We start from the raw sequence: 16,274 nt of genomic DNA, 5'->3' as shown, positions 1-16,274 counted from the left end.
TTAGCCGTACCTAGCCGGTCAACTGGTCCAAAAATTCGGGCACATATCCGCGCCCACGCGCCCGAATGTATAAAGCATGCTGCCAATGAGAGCCCCATCGCGAAGGGCAACCACCGTATCCTCCTCGTCGACCCGAGAGAAGAGCTGCTGGACCTCCTCGGAGCTCAAGGCTGGAGTCTTTCCTTCCTTGCGCACCAGCTTCGGCCCGCGGACAGACGAAAAGGGATTCTCCTGAACGACCTGCTCGGTCACAAGCCAGTCGTAGAGTTTTCGGAGGGCAGCGAGGTGCTGCTTGACCGTGGCGTCGGCGCCGCCGTGGGACCGGACGTACAGGGCCGCGGCGTTTGGCCCGACGTCTCCAAGCTCTAGCTTACGGCCTTCGCACCACTGGAAAAACTGGCGGGTAGCGCGGGCATAGGCCTTCCGGGTGTTTTCGCTGGAGATCTGCGCGAGGAAGAACTCCAAGAACTTCTGGCGGGCCTTCTCACCGGCGGCCTCAATGACGGAGGGAAGCTCCACATCGCCTCCGGAAGAGGACACGCTTGGTTTTGCGTTTTCGCCAGAACCAGCGCCTTCGCCAGAACCTGGAGTGAACCCGATATAACGGACAGGTGACCGCTTTCACACTGCGGCAAGTGGTCGACGCTCTGGGAGGAGCGTTTGTTCTTGGGAGTCGTGGATTTTCTCGTAGCCCGTTGGTGAGTGATAATCGATTGCGGAGTGCCGGCGGTGTGGGTTGTAGAAGCCCTCGATATAATCGAAGACCATGAGGCGAGCCTCCGACCTGTTGGAGAACGATTCCTGCTCGATCAGCTCACATTCGAGCGTCGCAAAGAAGGATTCAGCCATCGCATTGTCGAAGCAATCCCCTACCGATCCCATCGATGGGCGGACGCCTTCGTCTTTGCACCGCTTCCCGAAGGCGATTGCCGCGTACTGTGAGCCCTGATCGGAGTGGTGAATCGTCTCCTCCGGACTGCGCTGCTGGGCGGCCATGTCCAGGGCTTCAACCACGAGTTCGGTGCGTAGGTGAGATGCCATCGCCCAGCCGACGATTCGCCTACTGAACGCGTCGAGCACGACTGACAGGTACAAGTAGCCCGAATCGGTCGGGACGTAGGTGATGTCGGCCACCCAGAGTTCATCAGGCCCAGAGGCAGTAAAGTCACGATCGACGAGGTCCGGAGCAGGCCGAACCCCAGCCCTCCGAACTGTCGTAGAGGGCCGCTTTCGGCGACTAACACCTTTCAGGCCCGCCGCTTTCATCAGGCGAGCGACCCGCTTTTTGCCAATGCGGGTGCCTTCCGCCCGCAACTCGGCGTGGATCCGACAGGCCCCATAAGTGCCCCTTGATCGGTCGTGTATTTCCTTGATTCTCTTGGTCAATATCACGTCCTCTCGGGCCCGCTTGGAGGGAGGTCGGCTCCGCCACGCATAGTAGCCGCTCCTGGACACACCAAGAACACGGCACATGGCGGCAACTGGAAATTCGGCCTGGTGCGCATCTATGAATCGGAAGATTTTGGCGGTACATCGCCGGTCTCCCGTGCGAACCAGGCCGTCGCTTTTGCCAGGATATCCCGCTCCTGCTGCAACGCGCGGAGCTTTTTCCGAAGCTGACGGATCTCCTCCTTCTCTTCGGTGGTCGGTCCATCGGAACAGGCCCCTTCATCCCGATCAGCTTGCTTCAGCCAATTGCGGATCGTTGTCTGGGTCGGTTCGAACTCTTCGGCCAGTTCTTTGGGCGTTCGCCCATTCCGGGCAAGCTCGACAATCTTTTCTCTGAACTTCTGTGGGTACGGCGGACGTGTACGGGGCATAAGTGGTACGTATCGATTTGGAAAGTGAAGGAACGTCCATCGTACCGGGTTTGCTCCAACCAGAGTCTTCGCTGGAACCAGAGCTTTCGCTAGAGCCGTGGACGGTGACGTCGGAGGGCATCAGGCGCGGAGGAGCTTCTGAGAAGCGAGCGTAAGTCGGGGCGCTCAGGCGTTCAAGCTGGGCATTCTCATTGGGCGTACATAATGTCCTTTATGTACGCCTAACGTAATACTCTGAATGGAGGATTACCATGCAGGGTTTGGGGCCAGCCAGCAGGCACATCCCAGGTTTTTTCAGTGGACGGGTTTGTTCTGCTGCGGACTTCAAGGCGACCGTAGTGTTGAGAGACATAAACCCAATTTACCGAGTGGTCGCTGCACCCCGATATTCGTTGCACCCCGATATTCGCTGCACCCCGATATTGTGACGAAGACGTTGGGCCTTAACAGTTCCGCAATGCAAAGGTGATGGTATCGCAATGCTGCGTTACGGGCGTGGTAACGTGGGGTCCTTACATACAAAGGTAGTGATCACATCGGGGCCGCTACAGAACCGATCCCGATTTCACCACCGACCACCGGTGGGCCTCGGCGGGTCTGCCTGTTCGTTGTCTCCATCATGCACAAGCCTCACGTTTAGATGCGCACACTCAGATACCACACGTTTTTTGTCTTTGCTGCTGCACTGCTGTTTGTCATTTCCGCTGCGGGTGCCCACGCCCAGTCCACCGGGACCATCCAGGGTCGTGTGGTGGAGGCAGGCGACGAGACGTCTCTCCCCGGGGCCAACGTTCTCGTACAGGGAACCTCCATCGGAACCTCGACCGACGGAGACGGCCGCTACGAGGTCCGTGGCGTGCCCGCTGGGGAGCAAACCCTCACGGTTTCGTTCGTCGGCTTCGAGAACCGGAGCAAGACCGTGACGGTCGAAGCCGGACAGACGACGACCGTCGACTTCGACGTGAGTAGCGCGACGCTAACGTCCGGTGAGCTCGTCGTCACGGGCTTGCGTGAGGGACAGGTACGGTCTACAAATCAGAAGAAGCAGGCGCTGGAGGTCGTAGACGTGCTCAGCGCCACAGAAGCCGGGAAGCTCCCCGACGGGAATGTGGCAGAGTCCCTCCAGCGGCTCCCCGGCGTTTCGATCAAGACCGACCGCGGGGAAGGGCGCTTCGTTCGTGTTCGCGGGACCAGTTCCAACCTGAACAATGTGTCGCTCAACGGTAGTACGGTGGCCTCCAGTGCCGGCTCGCGGGCCACAGCGCTCGACCTCCTTCCGTCGAGCATGATCTCGTCGGTAGAGGTGACGAAGGCCATCCGGCCCGACATGGAGGCTAACGCAGTCGGCGGAACCGTAAATATAAACACGCTAACGGCGTTTGACCGACGGGGCACTTTTTTGGACGTGAACCTCACGAACCTCCAGCAGCCAGATGTGATGGAGTTTAGCGACGATCAGTTCCGCTACGAAGGGAGCGCGACGGGCGGCACCACCTTCGGTGCCGAGAACCAGTTCGGGATCGTCGCGTCCCTGAGTGCCTCTCGGCGTGACTTCAACGTCTCCATCCTGGATCCTGACGAGTGGCGACAGGACTCCAATCTTGCAAACAATGAGACCGGAGGAAACACCTCGTTTGCGTATCCCAACGAACTGGAAACGCAGGCCGAGGACAATGAGCGAGACCGGATTAGTGGCAGTCTGAACTTCGACTGGCGCCCAACAAGCCAAACGAACCTGTACGTGCGGGCACTTGGAACTGAGCGCAGTGAGACGCTGAAGAACAACGAGTCCGAGTTGACCTTCGCTCCGGAAGACGACCCGATCCAAACCAGCTCGACCACGGGACGATTCCCGCGGGGATCGGTGGAGCTAGACGTGGCGCGCGACGACGGGGATAACCGGCTGTACTCACTGACCCTGGGAGGCGACCAGACGTTCGGCGACGTCAAGTGGAGCGTGAACAGCTCTTACTCACGTGGGCGGAAGGACCTGACCCGCTACGACCACACCTGGGAAACCCCAAACGTTAGTGAAGACAAAGACGGCGATCCGCGTGCGGCCGCCGGCTACGACACGGGACCCTTCTTTTTCAAACTGACGCCGGAGAACCCAGACTACGTGGCCAATCCAGAAAACTACACGCTCCGCACGGCCCAGCTCGAAAGTGAAGACGTCACTGAAAATACGTACAACGTGTCGACCGACCTGCGATGGAACACGTCGCTGGCGGGCGCCGAGGGATACTTCAAAGTCGGGGGGAAATTTCTCCAACGCGACAAGGTGGTCGACTTTGAAGAGGTCAACTTTGACACCACGGCAACAAGGCCTGCTCCCACCTTGGCTCCGTTCAGCCGAGGCCGGGCGATCTCTTCGTCACAGCCCAATGGAATCTTTTTCACGACCGGTCTGGTGGAGAAGGTGACTCGGTTTACCAACGAAAATCTCGCCAGCCGGAATGACTTCAATTCAGATCTGTTCACGATCGACGAGGCAGAGACGGCTGAGGAAGCTGTCGAGAGCGACTCCGACAACGAAGAAAACATCTACGCCGGGTACGCCATGGGCGAATTCACGGCCGGCAACCTCACGGTGCTGGGCGGCCTTCGAGTCGAGCACACGACGACGGACGTGACCCGCTTCCAGCTGGCAGAAACGGACATAGCCGAAGAGACTGAGTCAAACTTGTACACAAATATCCTTCCGTCCGTCCATCTGAAATATACCCTCACGGAAGATCTCTTCTTCCGTGCGGCCTGGACAAATACCATCGGGCGGCCGGACTACGACCTCCTGGCTCAGTTTGAGAGTGTGGATAGACAAGGAACGTCGCAGATCAACATCGAGCGGGGAAACCCCGACTTGGAGCCCTTCCGATCGACGAATTTGGACCTTACGGCGGAGTATTACCTGCCTCGTGGCGGCCTTCTCTCCATCGGTGGGTTCTACAAGCGGATCGACAATCCCATCTACTCGGATACCCGGCGCCTGAACGACTTCACCTTTGAGGGGCAAACGTTCGACGATGCGGAGATTACCGAAACAACCAACGTCGGTGCCGGGACCCTGTTGGGGCTTGAGGCTACGGTAGACGTCCCGCTCACATTCCTGCCTTCTCCCCTGAATGGGCTTGGTGTGCGGAGCAACGGGGCCTACATTGACTCGGAAGTCAGCGTCCCGGGCCGTGACGACGAACTCCCCTTCTTTGGGCAGTCTGACCTTGTGACGAACGTGGCCCCGTATTTTCAGAAATGGGGCGTCGAGGCCCGTGTGGCGTGGAGCTTTCAGAGCGAGGCCCTCATCGACGTTGGGGGCGAGCCGTTCGAAGATCGCTATGAGGCCGACCGGAGCGTGATCGACGCAAGCCTGCAGTACGATCTGAGCACAATCACAGAGGGTCTTGTAGGAGCGGGGAGCACCTCGGTGTTTGCGCAGGTCAGCAATATCACCAACGAGTCGGAGCTGCAGTACCAGGGCAATACGAGCCAGTACGACCGGGACGAGGAGTATGGCCGGACCTACGAGATCGGGCTGCGGGCCAGTTTCTAAGCGTGCAGGCACATCACGCCGGAAGCATGCGCGGGGTAGACCGTTGGACGGGCGGTTGGACGGGCGGACGTGAGACCCGCTGTGCGGGCCCCCGGGGTAGCGGAATGGTCACGATGCCTCACGATGTCTCCTGCCTCGACCGAGCATTCATACTTCCTCGCGCGTCACTTCCTTCGTCACGCCCCCCTTCTTCCCGGTGCGGGAAGGAGGGGGCCGCGTGATTTCAGCTTTCAGTTCACCTTGTGTCTCTACCACGGACCCCGTTCTTGCTGATGCTCCACGTTGACCGTGCGCCCCATTCACTTCTCGTTCTCTCCCTCGTACTGCTTCCTCTGATCTCCCTCCTGGCGTCGTGCACCGACGCGACGTCGAGGGCCTCGGAGGGCAAGGCCGGTGCCTCCCATGCTCACGGCCACGCCACGGGCCATTCGCATGCTGAGCTGCCCTCAGCGAGCCCCAGTCCCTATCCGGATCGGGTTGTTCTGAACTGGTCGAAGGACCCGGCCTCCACGCTCAGCGTCACCTGGCGAACCGACCCTACGGTCACCGGCGCACAGGCACAAATCGCCCCGGCCCGCGCCGAGCCCTCGTTTTACACGAAGGCCCGCACAGTCTCCGCCCAGACCACGACGATTCCCGCCGGGAAGGTCGACCAGGCCAACGTGGCGGCCAAGTATCACTCCGTCACCTTCGAGGGGCTGGAGGCCGATTCCCTTTACGCCTACCGCGTCGGCGACGGCACTCGCTGGAGCGAGTGGATCCACGCCGAGACGGCCGCGGCCGAGCCGGAGCCGTTTTCCTTCATTTATCTCGGGGACGCGCAAAACAACGTGCGCTCCCACTGGTCGCGCCTGATCCGGCAGGCCTACTCGGATGCCTCCGGCGTGAGCTTCATGCTTCACGCAGGTGATCTCGTGAACAACGCCCACCGCAACCTGGAATGGGGCCACTGGAACGAGGCCGGGGGCTTTGTCCAGAGCATGGTGCCCAACGTTGCGGTCCCGGGGAACCACGAGTACGAAGGCTACGAGCACTGGACGGCGCGCGACACGTTCACCGTTGAGGTGACGGCCTCCAGCACAGAGATGACCGGGACCATCATGGAGCCGGGCGGCAACCCGGAATCGCTGGAGGCGACCCGCAGGGAGGCGTCGCCGTCGAGCGATGTGTCTCCGGTGGGAACCTGGAATTATAATGTCGACAATGGGGAGTACGTGGGCACCCTCACGATTGAGAAGGGCTCGCCCGACTACACTGCCACCATGGTCAGCGAAAGCGGGACGGAGATCCCGCTCCAAAATGTGTCGGTCGACGGCACCACTCTCACCGGCGAGTTTTTGATGGAGGTCGAGAAGGAAAGCGAAGAGAAGCTGTCGGTCCACTGGCGCCCGCAGTTTACGCTGCCGACCAACGGGCCCGAGGGCCTCAAGGAGACGGTCTACTACCTCGACCACCAGGGCATGCGCATCGTCGCCCTCAACACGGAGGCCGCCCGCAACGACGACGAGGTCCTCGCCGCGCAGACCGAGTGGCTGCGGTCGACGCTCGAAGACACCCGTCAAGACGACGAGATCCGCTGGATCGTTGCCACCTTCCACCACCCGATGTTCTCCTCCGGCGAGGGGCGCACCAACGAGCGGCTTCGGGAAGAGTGGAGACCGATCTTCGACGAGTACAACGTCGACCTCGTGATGCAAGGCCACGACCACACCTATGCCCGAGGCCAAGCGGAAAACCTGACGCAGGGCGTGAGCGCGCGCTCCCCCGAGGGTGGGACCGTCTACGTCAACTCCGTCAGCGGGGCCAAGATGTACGAGATCAAGCCGGACCGCTGGGACGACTTCGAAAACATCACCATGGAGCGCGGCGCCGAAAATACGCAGCTCTACCAGGTGGTCCGCGTCGAGCGCGACACGATGAAGTACCGCTCCTACACCGCCACTGGCACCCTCTACGACGCCTTCGATCTCGTGAGGCGACCGGGCAAGCCGAACGAAATGATTGAACGCGACGTGGCCAACACGCCGGAGCGCACCCACGAAAACACCCTCGAATATGCGCGGCCGTAGCGCTAGATGGGCTCCCTTCCTGGGTTTGACAGGCACCGTTTTGACAGGCACCGTTCTGACAGGCACCGTTCTGACAGGCGGCCGATCCGTGCCACTGCCCGACGGCTCCCTCGGCGACACACGGCAGTCGCTGGGGGGCGTCGGGGTATTTTGTTCTTCGGCGCCCCACGTGCCTCACGAGAGCCTCATTGGAGCACGTCGTGGGCGCGATTCTGCCACGTGCTCTGTTCTCCCCTTCTGTCTCCATGGCCTCTACACAGTCTCCATGGCCTCTACACAGTGTCCCTCCTGCTTTCATTCATGGCCGCTTCTACTGGTGTTTCCGTTTCTTCTGGTAGGGAGCGGTTGTGCAGGTGACGCCGACGCGCCCAGTGGGTCGGCGTCGGTGTCCCCGGCCCATCAGACCGCATTCCGCGTCCGTTCCGACGTTGACGCCGGCCTGAATGCCAATCAGGGGTGGGCCGCGTCCCTCAACGAGCCTGTGACCCTGCCGGTCGAGGCTCCGTTCCGCCTCCGCTTCGAGGTGGAAACGCCCCTCGATGCTGCATTTGCGGAACGCTTTCGGCTGCAGTACCGACGCAACGGGAAGATGTGGCGACCGGTGATGCCCGCAGATTTTCCTTACGCCACGTCGGAAATCACACCTCGGGTGAGCGTGGTCTCTTCTCCAGCATACGAGGATCGAGCAGAAACCACTGATCTTCTCGACCGGTCGACGGCCTCGTATGCGGGTGGGGTGGGCGTCAGCCTTTCCGGCGTGACTGCCGCCCTCCCTGATCGAGGGGCGCAAAGCGAGTGGGAGTGGCCGATCGTGATTCGTCGCTACGCAGACGGCGCCGTGACGAACGGGGAGGGGGACACCTTCGAGTTTCGGATGGTCGACGTGCGGGGCCGCCCCCTAGCCGCCGACGCGCAGGGCCGTCCGCTGGACACGGACACCATGCCGACCGTGACGGCCACCATTCCGCCCCGGCTGCTGGGCGGCACCTACCCGGAGACTCCGGGCCGCCTCGGGCCCTGGGAGGCTTCAGGCGGGAGCCTCTACTTCCTCATGGAGCCGGCGGAGTCCTACAACAAGCTGATGGCAGTAAAGTCCGAAGACGGTGGGCAGAAGTGGCACGAGGTGGACGGCGCCCATCGTCCGGCCACCGGTGATTTAGAAGGGTTCGCCTCAGCCGCACGCGAGGGGACGATTCATATGCTCCACCAGATCGACGCCGGGGTGCTGCATCACTCGTTCCGAACGGCGGCTCATCCGGACGACCCGGACACCTGGCACGTCCGCGACGACACCGTGGCGGCGCCCGGGGAGCCGCCCGTGCAGGTGGCCTCCCTGACTGTACTGTCCGACGGGAGCCTCGTCGGCGTCTACGGCGGGCCAGGCCGCATTCACTACAAAATTCGCAGTCCGGACGGCATTTGGGGCGAGGCAACCACAGTTCCCAGCAAGACTGGAGCTCCGCTGTCCGGCCCGCAGTTGGTCCGCGGATCGGGCGACACGGTGCACCTGGCGTACACCCGGCGCGACGGCACGGCGTGGTACCGCCGCATTCGGCCGGATGGCAGCCTCACGGCGCCCTGGCAGATCTCTTCAAAGCTAGGAGCCGCCGAGACAGACGTCGGCTCTATTCTGCCGCTCGTCCACCTGTCGGAGTCGAACACGACTGTTATCCTTTACCGGCGGGCGGAGGGGACCCTGTGGGCGCGTCGGGTAGGCCCGAGCGGTCTGTTGAGTGATCCGGTGCAGATGAGTGATCCGGTGCAGGTCACCGAGCGCTCCGTCGTCCAGAATGCCGTGGACTCCGACCAGACGGGAGCCGACGCCATAGCTTTCGGGTCGAGGGTCCACGTTCTGTTCATCGAGGAGGAAACGGGCCGCCTGTACCACACCTCCAGTCCCGAGAGCGGTAGTCCCGAGAGCGGTAGTCCCGAGAGTGGTACCTGGACACCCGCCACACTACAGGTCGACAGTGCCGATGTGCAGTGGGTTCGAGGACAACCAATCTCGAAGGGGGCTTCCTCTCCAGACGCGTATGGCTACGTGTACGATGCTGGATCAAATGGGGGATCGGGCGTGAACTGGTACGACGAGATCTCTCTCACCGACCGATAAAGTGCCGGTCGGAACGAAAGTGCTGGTCGGAACGACCGACTCTAGAGAATGCGGCAGGGATGGAATGCAGCAGGGATGGAATGCGGAAGGGATCGAGGGATTATCGGTCTTTTCGGGGCTCCAGTCAGCAGTATGGAGTCACGACGCGCAGGGTTAAAAGAGGCCGACTGGCCCGTGGGATTAGCGTGTCATAAGTAATTTTATTCTATGGTAAATTGCGACCGAAACGTACGTGCGCGACGGGGAAATTCCGACCGAAGAGCCGATGCCGCATGCACAGCTCTGGTGGCAGATCCGGCGAAACCGGAGGAACCAGTTCCGACGAGAACAAGATAGTACTGCTCTCTGGCAGCATTTCCACCAGTCCATCACTCCAGATTTCGGATCTGCTCCCGGATTCTCCGCACGAGTGTTCCCGGCTCGACCACGGTTACGCCTTCGTGGCTCCGGGGGTAGTCACTGAGGTTGTAGGTGACGAGGAAATCGCAGCCCTGGTCCGCTGCACTCGTGAGGTGGATGAGGTCCTTCGGGTCTGTCCCTGAGATCGCAGATAGTGAACTGGGGTCATCTACGACCTCAACTGCTCGGTCAACCGCTTCCGAAAAGGACTGCCGAAGAGACGCGAGGATCGGTTCCTCCGGGGCGACCTTCCCGAGGTTTCGGTTGCATTCATCAAGCACCCTCTGGCTAGCGATAAGGTCCAGAAGGGTCAACTCTGAGGCTTCGAGGACGACCCGAGACGCGGCGCTCGGGTTCTCCGTCGCGATCCCCGCAAGAAGGACATCGGCGTCGATGTAGACCCGGAGACGGTCTTTGCTTTCGGTCATACCGCTCTGGCTCACGCCCGGCCTTTCTCCTCTGCCATTTCCTGCTTGACCTCGTAGAGATTGTCTAAGAGCTCATCTTTCGTGACGTTTGCCCTTCGCATCGCGCCCTGAAACTCCGAAGCGATTTGGGGAATCTGAGGCTCCTTCTCGGTGACCACGAACGTCCCGCTCCCGAGACCAATGACCTGGAGAGGCGTGTTCGTCCGCGCAAGACGCGGGGCGTCGTCGGGGAGCTCTAACGTGTTGTCCTCTCGGAGCGTGGCTCGAAGCGGCATGGGAACGGGCGCGGTTATGGTAGTGGATGGTCGTGTAGCCTGCTCTTGCCCATCTGTTCCTCACTCTTCAGGCCAGGCACGTTGCCAAGATTCACACTGCCAAGATTCACATTGCCAAGACCCAGTCCGGGCCAATCCGACAAATCATGCCTGCTTCGCTGCTGGCAGTCTCACCCGCTGGCACATCTCCACCGCCGGCACGTGCGAGCGGCTTGGCGTACCTGTACCTGGCCTGAGAGGTGCAGTAGGCAGAAGAGGTGCAGTAGGCAGAAGCAGGCTGGTCAGACATAGAAAACGCCCGCTTCGAGGCTGAAGCGAGCTGGCTTTTCCTTTGACCATTATTCTAACATAAAAAATAACGAAATCACCCCCAGGGTGTCAACCCCTTGTAGTGAAAGAGCCGTAACCTGCCGGCCCTGAGCTTCCGTCTTACGCGGCAATAGCCCGAGCGGGGAAGGTGCCGAGACGCTGGGATTGGAAGAGGCCGGAGTCAGGAGATGCCTGGGTCGGGGGCGTCGCCACTGAGCACCTCCTCAGCCACTGAGCACTTCCTCAACCGTCGCCGTCGTCTCTTTGTCTCCTTCCCGAAGCACGAGGTGGCTGATCTCCTCGGGCGGAATCAGAATCAGATCCACCTCGAAAAGACCCCTGATCGGCTTTTTCCACGGGTCGTCGATCACCTGAAGCGCCCGCTCGCCGGAGCCGGGAAAGGAGCTGTCGGCAAGGCGATGGACCCGCTCGACCGTGAGTGGCTCTTCCTCCTCGGCGCGGTAGTGGATCGTGACCGAATCGTAGGTTACCTCCCGGCGCCCTGGGCTACCAGTGCTTCCGGGACTGTGGTCGCTTTCGGGCATGACTGAGGCTGGGCGGTCGGAGGGAAGGCAACCGAAGCGAAATGCTCGAGGCAAAAATACTCAAGACAGAACATCAATACGGAAAATGCTCGGGATAGAGACGACCGGCGCCACTCCCGGCGTTCCACCCTGACTGGGAGAATGTGCCGGGGTCGCTACCAGCTGGGAAGGACCACCAGTGGAGGAGCGGCAAGGAAAAAGTAGCGAGCCGGTTTATGAAGAGTGGGGGCCCATAGACGCCTCAGGGAAAGACGCCTCGGGGGAAGCATGCTTTTCTCTACACCTGGACTCTTCAGGCTACATACAGGATCTTGAGGTCGAGTCTCAGGGACTGTAGGCCCAGCATCAAGGCCCAGGAACCGCAGGCCCACGTCCAGTTCAGTTATACAACTTTGGACACAACCCCTGGTTTGGACATAACCCCTGGTCATGAAGAACCAGTACTTCGGCGACATCAATGACTACTACAAGTACGGCCTCCTTCGGGCCCTCTTGAGGCCAGCCTCGATGGATCTGCTGGTCGGGTGGATGCTTACCCCCGACGAGGGAAGTACCGACGGGCGCAAGACCTCATACCTGGATCGCCCAGACCGCTACCGCTCACTGGATCCGGAGCTGTTCGACTTCCTGAGCAGGGCTGTCCAAAACGACCAGCGCCGGGGCGTATCCGCCATCGAGGAGACAGGACTTCTGCCCCGGGCTTCCTATTTCAGCCGCTTCATCCCGGATGGCCGGAACGAACGGAGCGGCTATTTCGACGCCCTGCTCTCGATGGGGGGGGACATCATCTTTTTCGATCCGGACAACGGGCTGGAGATCAAGTCGAAGGACCGAGGACACAAAAGCTCGTCGAAATACCTTTTCTTCGATGAGGTTCAGCGAACGTGGTCGTCGGGCCGCTCGGTATTGATCTACCAGCATTTTCCTCGCGTCGGTCATGAGGCGTATACCAAAAGCCGCCTGCAGGACCTGCGTCGGATCACCAGCGGCCCGTGGATCTCCTCGGTTCGCACCTCCCACGTTCTCTTTTTGCTGGCTGCCCAGCCAGAACACGCCCCGCCTCTGGAGGCCGGGATCGAGGAGGTTCGTGAGAGTTGGGGGAGAGAATTCAAGGAAGTTCAGGTCTTGCAACCCGTGGAGCTTTAGTGTACACCTCCTTGCAGTGCACCTCCTTGTAGTGCACCCCTGTAGCGCACTTCCTCGTGGGACTCTCCGCACGCTGGTTTGACGTTTCCACTTCGTGTCAGGGAGAAAGGCCCGAGCCGGTGACAATTGCGCGTCCATTTAACAGTTGCGCGTCCATTTGCCGGCCTTCCCGTCGCCAAAAAGCAATTCCCAGCTCAGGTGTTGCTGCAGCGTTCCTTCTCTTCGTATGGGAGTTGTCTTCGTGTCGGAGTTGACCGACGATGATTCGCTCAGGCCATAGGGAGACAACCTAGGGACCACTCGCTGACACCGCTCTGCTTGGATTCGTCGTTCTTGCGGCAACAGATGAGGGATCTGAAAAAGACTGGGATGAGCGAGGAGGCACTCCGAGAGCGGCCTTTAGCTCTACACCAACCCGGATGGGAGACCCGGCACTAAAGATTGGAGACCAGTTCTAGCACTTCGGCGGGCTGGCCATTCAGATCGCGTATCAGATTCCCGAGGGGATAGAGATCACAGATCCGGCCGGCAAGGTGGGCAGATGGACTGGCGACCCGGTTGGTTTGGTGCAGACCGCAACTGGTAATTTTTGCACTGTCGGTGTTAGACACAGCCTCAGTGTTGGATACAGTTCCGAAGACCTGGAGGTGAGACCAGCCTTCAAAGGCTTTTCGGAAGCACAGATCTGCGAGACCTCTCCGGCAGGCAGGGGGGTTCCTCCAGCCTTGCTCGCTGGCTTCCGAGCAAAATATTTTCGTAAACCACGGATAATGCTTGCATAACAGACACGGAAAGGCGAGGAGGTATCATTCAGGATGTCAAGTCATGTCTCCAAGCCTACAAAATGCGTATGTCCCTTTCTGTCTGCTCCTCTCCTAAGATGTCTCCTCAGACATGTGGTTGGATGATCGCCATTTTTCTGGCGACATTGCTGTGCCCTGTCCCTCAGACGCAGGCACAGGGCACTGGCCAACAGGGCACTGGTCAAATTGAGGGAACTGTTACCACCACCGAGGGAAAGCCTCTTCCCGGGTCCACCGTACAGATCATGGAGCTGGAGCGGGGCACCTCTGCGAACACGAATGGCCGTTTCGATTTGCGGAACGTTCCAGCAGGCGACCACGTCCTCACCGTTCGCTTTATTGGCTATCAGTCTGTGGAGCAGGACGTGACAGTTCGGGCAGATGAGACAACGACCGTAACTGTTGAGCTCTCGTCGCGAGAGGTCGCTTTGGAAGGGCTTACCGTCACTTCGCAGAAACGTGCGGAGCGCGTCCAGGAGGTCCCAGTAGCCGTCACGGCATACAACGGAGACTTTCTCGAGGAACTCGGCATTACCCAGGCGGATGAGCTTTCGTCGTACGTTCCAGGTCTGGAAGTCCAACTGCAGAGCCCGAATAATCCAGGGTTTGTCGTGCGGGGAATCACGAGTGACAATGGGGACTCTCGCGTCGAGCCCCGAGTTTCTGTGTTCAAAGATGGAGTGTCAATCAGCAAATCACGCGGGTCTGTCGTTGAGCTCTACGATATGGAGCGAGTTGAAGTGCTGAAAGGACCGCAGGGAACGCTCTTCGGGCGGGGGGCGCAAATTGGGGCTGTTCACCTTATCCAGAACAAGGCGCGGAACGAAACCTCTACCCGTCTGGAACTCGGCTCGGGGAACTACGGAGAGCGCTACGCGACTGGACACGCCAACGTGCCCCTCGTAGAAGACAAGCTCTTCGGTCGCGTGGCCGGGTTCTACAAAAAGAGGGATGGGTATCTGGAGAACCGAACCGGCGATGGACTGAACGGCAAGGAGACCTTTGCCTTGCGGGGCCTTGCGCGCTGGCTTCCTACTCCCACGACTGTTGTCGATGCGATCGTCAACTACCAGCGTGATACTCCGCCGGGCGTTTCGTTTAAGAGTGCGATCTTCGGTCCCGAAAACAGCACGCCCGATGCCACCGATCCAGCCGCGATCGGGCCGGATCCTGTTCTCGAAGATGACGAGCTGTTCATCGACCGAACTGTCTGGAGCGCGACGCTACTCGTCGACCAGAGCTTGGGGCGGGCCTGGGCGCTCAACTCCATCACGGGCTTTCGCCAGTTCGACTCGCTGGAGCGGTTCGACGCCGATGGGACTCCAGCGCCCGTCCTGCAGTTTGACGAGGACGCTCAGGGAGACCAGTTCAGCCAAGAGCTTCGTCTCTCCTATGACAACGACGGAGCGTTCACCGGATTCGGGGGCGCAAGTCTTTTCTGGGAAGATGGCTCGCAGCGCGTCCCGTTCCGGACCGATGAGCGGAGTTTCATCGCGCTGCTGAACCCGGACCTCCCCCTCTTCGGACCAGATGGGGAGCCGACCGTGGTGCCGGCCATTCCGAACCCGGAAACTGGAGACCCCATTCCCCTGAAGCCGTCGCACGAGGAGGCGTTCGAGAACTTCGGCACGACGACCGCGCTGGAGGCCTTTGTCGACGGAACGTACCGGTTCACCGACCGGCTCAGCCTAACTGCGGGTCTGCGGTTTACCTACGAAGACGTCACGGGCGAGTACGAGGTCACCAACAGCGAAACGCCAGGACGACTCGGTTTCCTGCTCGGCGCCTCTCCGAATGACTTGTTTGCCCCAACGAACGGCCGGCTCTCCGAGAGCGAACAGTTCACCTCTGCGGTCGGGCGGTTCGTAGCTGAGTATGCCCTCAGCGACGAGACGAATGCGTTTGCGAGCGTCTCGCGGGGACGACGTCCGAACGTGATCAACGTCGATGCGAGTGGAAGCAATATCTTAGATGCAGAAACTGTCTGGAGCTATGAGACCGGCATCAAGGGCCGGGCCTTCAACGAGCGCTTCGAGTACGAAGCGAACGGCTACTACTACGATTACAGCAACTTCCAGACGAGCGTGACGGAGCTGCAAGATGAAGAGTTTGTCACCGAGACGCGCGACTCTGGGGCTGCCACTGCGATCGGGTTCGAAACGGCCGTGCGCGGCGCCCTTTCCTCCGGCGTGTCCGTGTTTGGTAACTACAGCTACATCGACGCGACGTTCGACGAGGAGGACGAGAACGGCGACCCGCAGGAACTGGCCAACAACCGGTTCCGGCTTACGCCGGAGCATACCTTCGCAGTAGGAACGGACATTTCCGTCCCGATCCGCGAGCAGGCGTCGGTCTTTGTGCGGCCCAGCTACACCTACAAGTCGCAGTTCTTCTTCGACGAGGAGAACACAGAGTTCGAAAACAGCCCAAATCCCCCCATCAGCCAGGATGCATACGGCCTCCTCAATGTCCGTGCTGGGGTTCGCTTTCTCGGCGGTCAGTTCTCGATCGAGGGGTTTGCAAAAAACCTTCTCGACGAGGAGTACTTGATCGATGCGGGCAACACCGGCAAGGGGTTTGGGGTGCCGACCTACATTGCGGGACCACCTCGACTCCTCGGGGTCCGCTTGTCCGCACAGCTGTAACGACGCGCCCTGTGGCGTATCACTTTGCCACGTAGCCGCGTGCCCGGCTGGCTCGTGCTAGACATCTGTGCAGGTGCATCTGTGCAGGTGCAGGTGCATGTCCGGATGGAATGCACGTGCAGACGAAGCCGGCCGGTATCCTGCTTCCCGGATCACTTGCCCTGTCACCGATAGC

10 protein-coding genes are annotated in these 16,274 nt (G+C 60.4%); 5 read left to right on the top strand and 5 right to left on the bottom strand.

Translation table 11 applies throughout. From position 1 onward, the window contains the following. Positions 1 to 18: 18 nt before the first annotated feature. Complete coding sequence (locus B7R93_RS07265; protein WP_157942249.1) at positions 19 to 540, bottom strand: tyrosine-type recombinase/integrase; 522 nt, start codon at positions 538 to 540, stop codon at positions 19 to 21. A gap of 81 nt (positions 541 to 621) precedes the next feature. Continuing rightward, a protein-coding gene (locus tag B7R93_RS07260) for an IS3 family transposase (protein ID WP_103020049.1) occupies positions 622 to 1,820 on the bottom strand; the annotation gives its coding sequence in 2 pieces (ribosomal slippage) (positions 622 to 1,562 and positions 1,562 to 1,820; 1,200 coding nt in all). Positions 1,821 to 2,460: 640 nt separating this feature from the next. Here B7R93_RS07260 and B7R93_RS07255 point away from each other — a divergent pair. The 3 genes from B7R93_RS07255 to B7R93_RS07245 all read left to right on the top strand — a co-directional run bounded on the left by B7R93_RS07255 (position 2,461) and on the right by B7R93_RS07245 (position 9,549). Beyond that, positions 2,461 to 5,367, top strand: coding sequence for a TonB-dependent receptor (locus B7R93_RS07255; protein ID WP_103020146.1), 2,907 nt, complete (start codon positions 2,461 to 2,463; stop codon positions 5,365 to 5,367). 272 nt (positions 5,368 to 5,639) lie between these two features. Next, the gene (locus B7R93_RS07250; protein ID WP_103020145.1) at positions 5,640 to 7,436 is read left to right on the top strand and encodes a fibronectin type III domain-containing protein; all 1,797 of its coding nucleotides are present in this window, start codon (positions 5,640 to 5,642) and stop codon (positions 7,434 to 7,436) included. A 316-nt stretch (positions 7,437 to 7,752) separates the two neighbouring features. Next, positions 7,753 to 9,549 (top strand): exo-alpha-sialidase, encoded by a 1,797-nt coding sequence (locus tag B7R93_RS07245; RefSeq protein ID WP_232798147.1) that lies wholly within the window; start codon positions 7,753 to 7,755, stop codon positions 9,547 to 9,549. 368 nt (positions 9,550 to 9,917) lie between these two features. Here the strand turns inward: B7R93_RS07245 and B7R93_RS07240 are convergent, their stop codons facing one another. From B7R93_RS07240 to B7R93_RS07230, 3 genes are all read right to left on the bottom strand, one after another. Further along, on the bottom strand, positions 9,918 to 10,376 hold the full coding sequence (locus B7R93_RS07240) for a PIN domain-containing protein (RefSeq protein ID WP_157942248.1): 459 nt from the start codon (positions 10,374 to 10,376) through the stop codon (positions 9,918 to 9,920). A gap of 11 nt (positions 10,377 to 10,387) precedes the next feature. After that, positions 10,388 to 10,651, bottom strand: coding sequence for a hypothetical protein (locus tag B7R93_RS07235; protein WP_103020143.1), 264 nt, complete (start codon positions 10,649 to 10,651; stop codon positions 10,388 to 10,390). Positions 10,652 to 11,184: 533 nt separating this feature from the next. Beyond that, positions 11,185 to 11,505 (bottom strand): hypothetical protein, encoded by a 321-nt coding sequence (locus B7R93_RS07230; RefSeq protein WP_103020142.1) that lies wholly within the window; start codon positions 11,503 to 11,505, stop codon positions 11,185 to 11,187. A 429-nt stretch (positions 11,506 to 11,934) separates the two neighbouring features. On the opposite strand from B7R93_RS07230, the gene B7R93_RS07225 reads away from it, so the two are divergent. Further along, entirely contained in the window at positions 11,935 to 12,651 is a 717-nt protein-coding gene (locus B7R93_RS07225) for a hypothetical protein (protein WP_103020141.1), read from the top strand. Between the two features lie 904 nt (positions 12,652 to 13,555). Then, positions 13,556 to 16,099 (top strand): TonB-dependent receptor, encoded by a 2,544-nt coding sequence (locus tag B7R93_RS07220; protein ID WP_198598618.1) that lies wholly within the window; start codon positions 13,556 to 13,558, stop codon positions 16,097 to 16,099. Positions 16,100 to 16,274: the final 175 nt, after the last annotated feature.

It is taken from the genome of Salinibacter altiplanensis (genome assembly GCF_002894645.1).
In the GTDB taxonomy this organism is placed as follows: domain Bacteria; phylum Bacteroidota; class Rhodothermia; order Rhodothermales; family Salinibacteraceae; genus Salinibacter; species Salinibacter altiplanensis.
Note: the sequence above shows the minus strand (reverse complement) of the source record. Positions and strands in the feature narration are given on the sequence as shown.

Coding starts and splice junctions, on each gene's coding strand:
- B7R93_RS07225 (WP_103020141.1), top strand. CDS start 11,935: ATGAAGAACCAGTACTTCGGCGACATCAATGACTACTACAAGTACGGC.
- B7R93_RS07240 (WP_157942248.1), bottom strand. CDS start 10,376: ATGACCGAAAGCAAAGACCGTCTCCGGGTCTACATCGACGCCGATGTC.
- B7R93_RS07230 (WP_103020142.1), bottom strand. CDS start 11,505: ATGCCCGAAAGCGACCACAGTCCCGGAAGCACTGGTAGCCCAGGGCGC.
- B7R93_RS07235 (WP_103020143.1), bottom strand. CDS start 10,651: ATGCCGCTTCGAGCCACGCTCCGAGAGGACAACACGTTAGAGCTCCCC.
- B7R93_RS07255 (WP_103020146.1), top strand. CDS start 2,461: ATGCGCACACTCAGATACCACACGTTTTTTGTCTTTGCTGCTGCACTG.
- B7R93_RS07250 (WP_103020145.1), top strand. CDS start 5,640: ATGCTCCACGTTGACCGTGCGCCCCATTCACTTCTCGTTCTCTCCCTC.
- B7R93_RS07220 (WP_198598618.1), top strand. CDS start 13,556: ATGATCGCCATTTTTCTGGCGACATTGCTGTGCCCTGTCCCTCAGACG.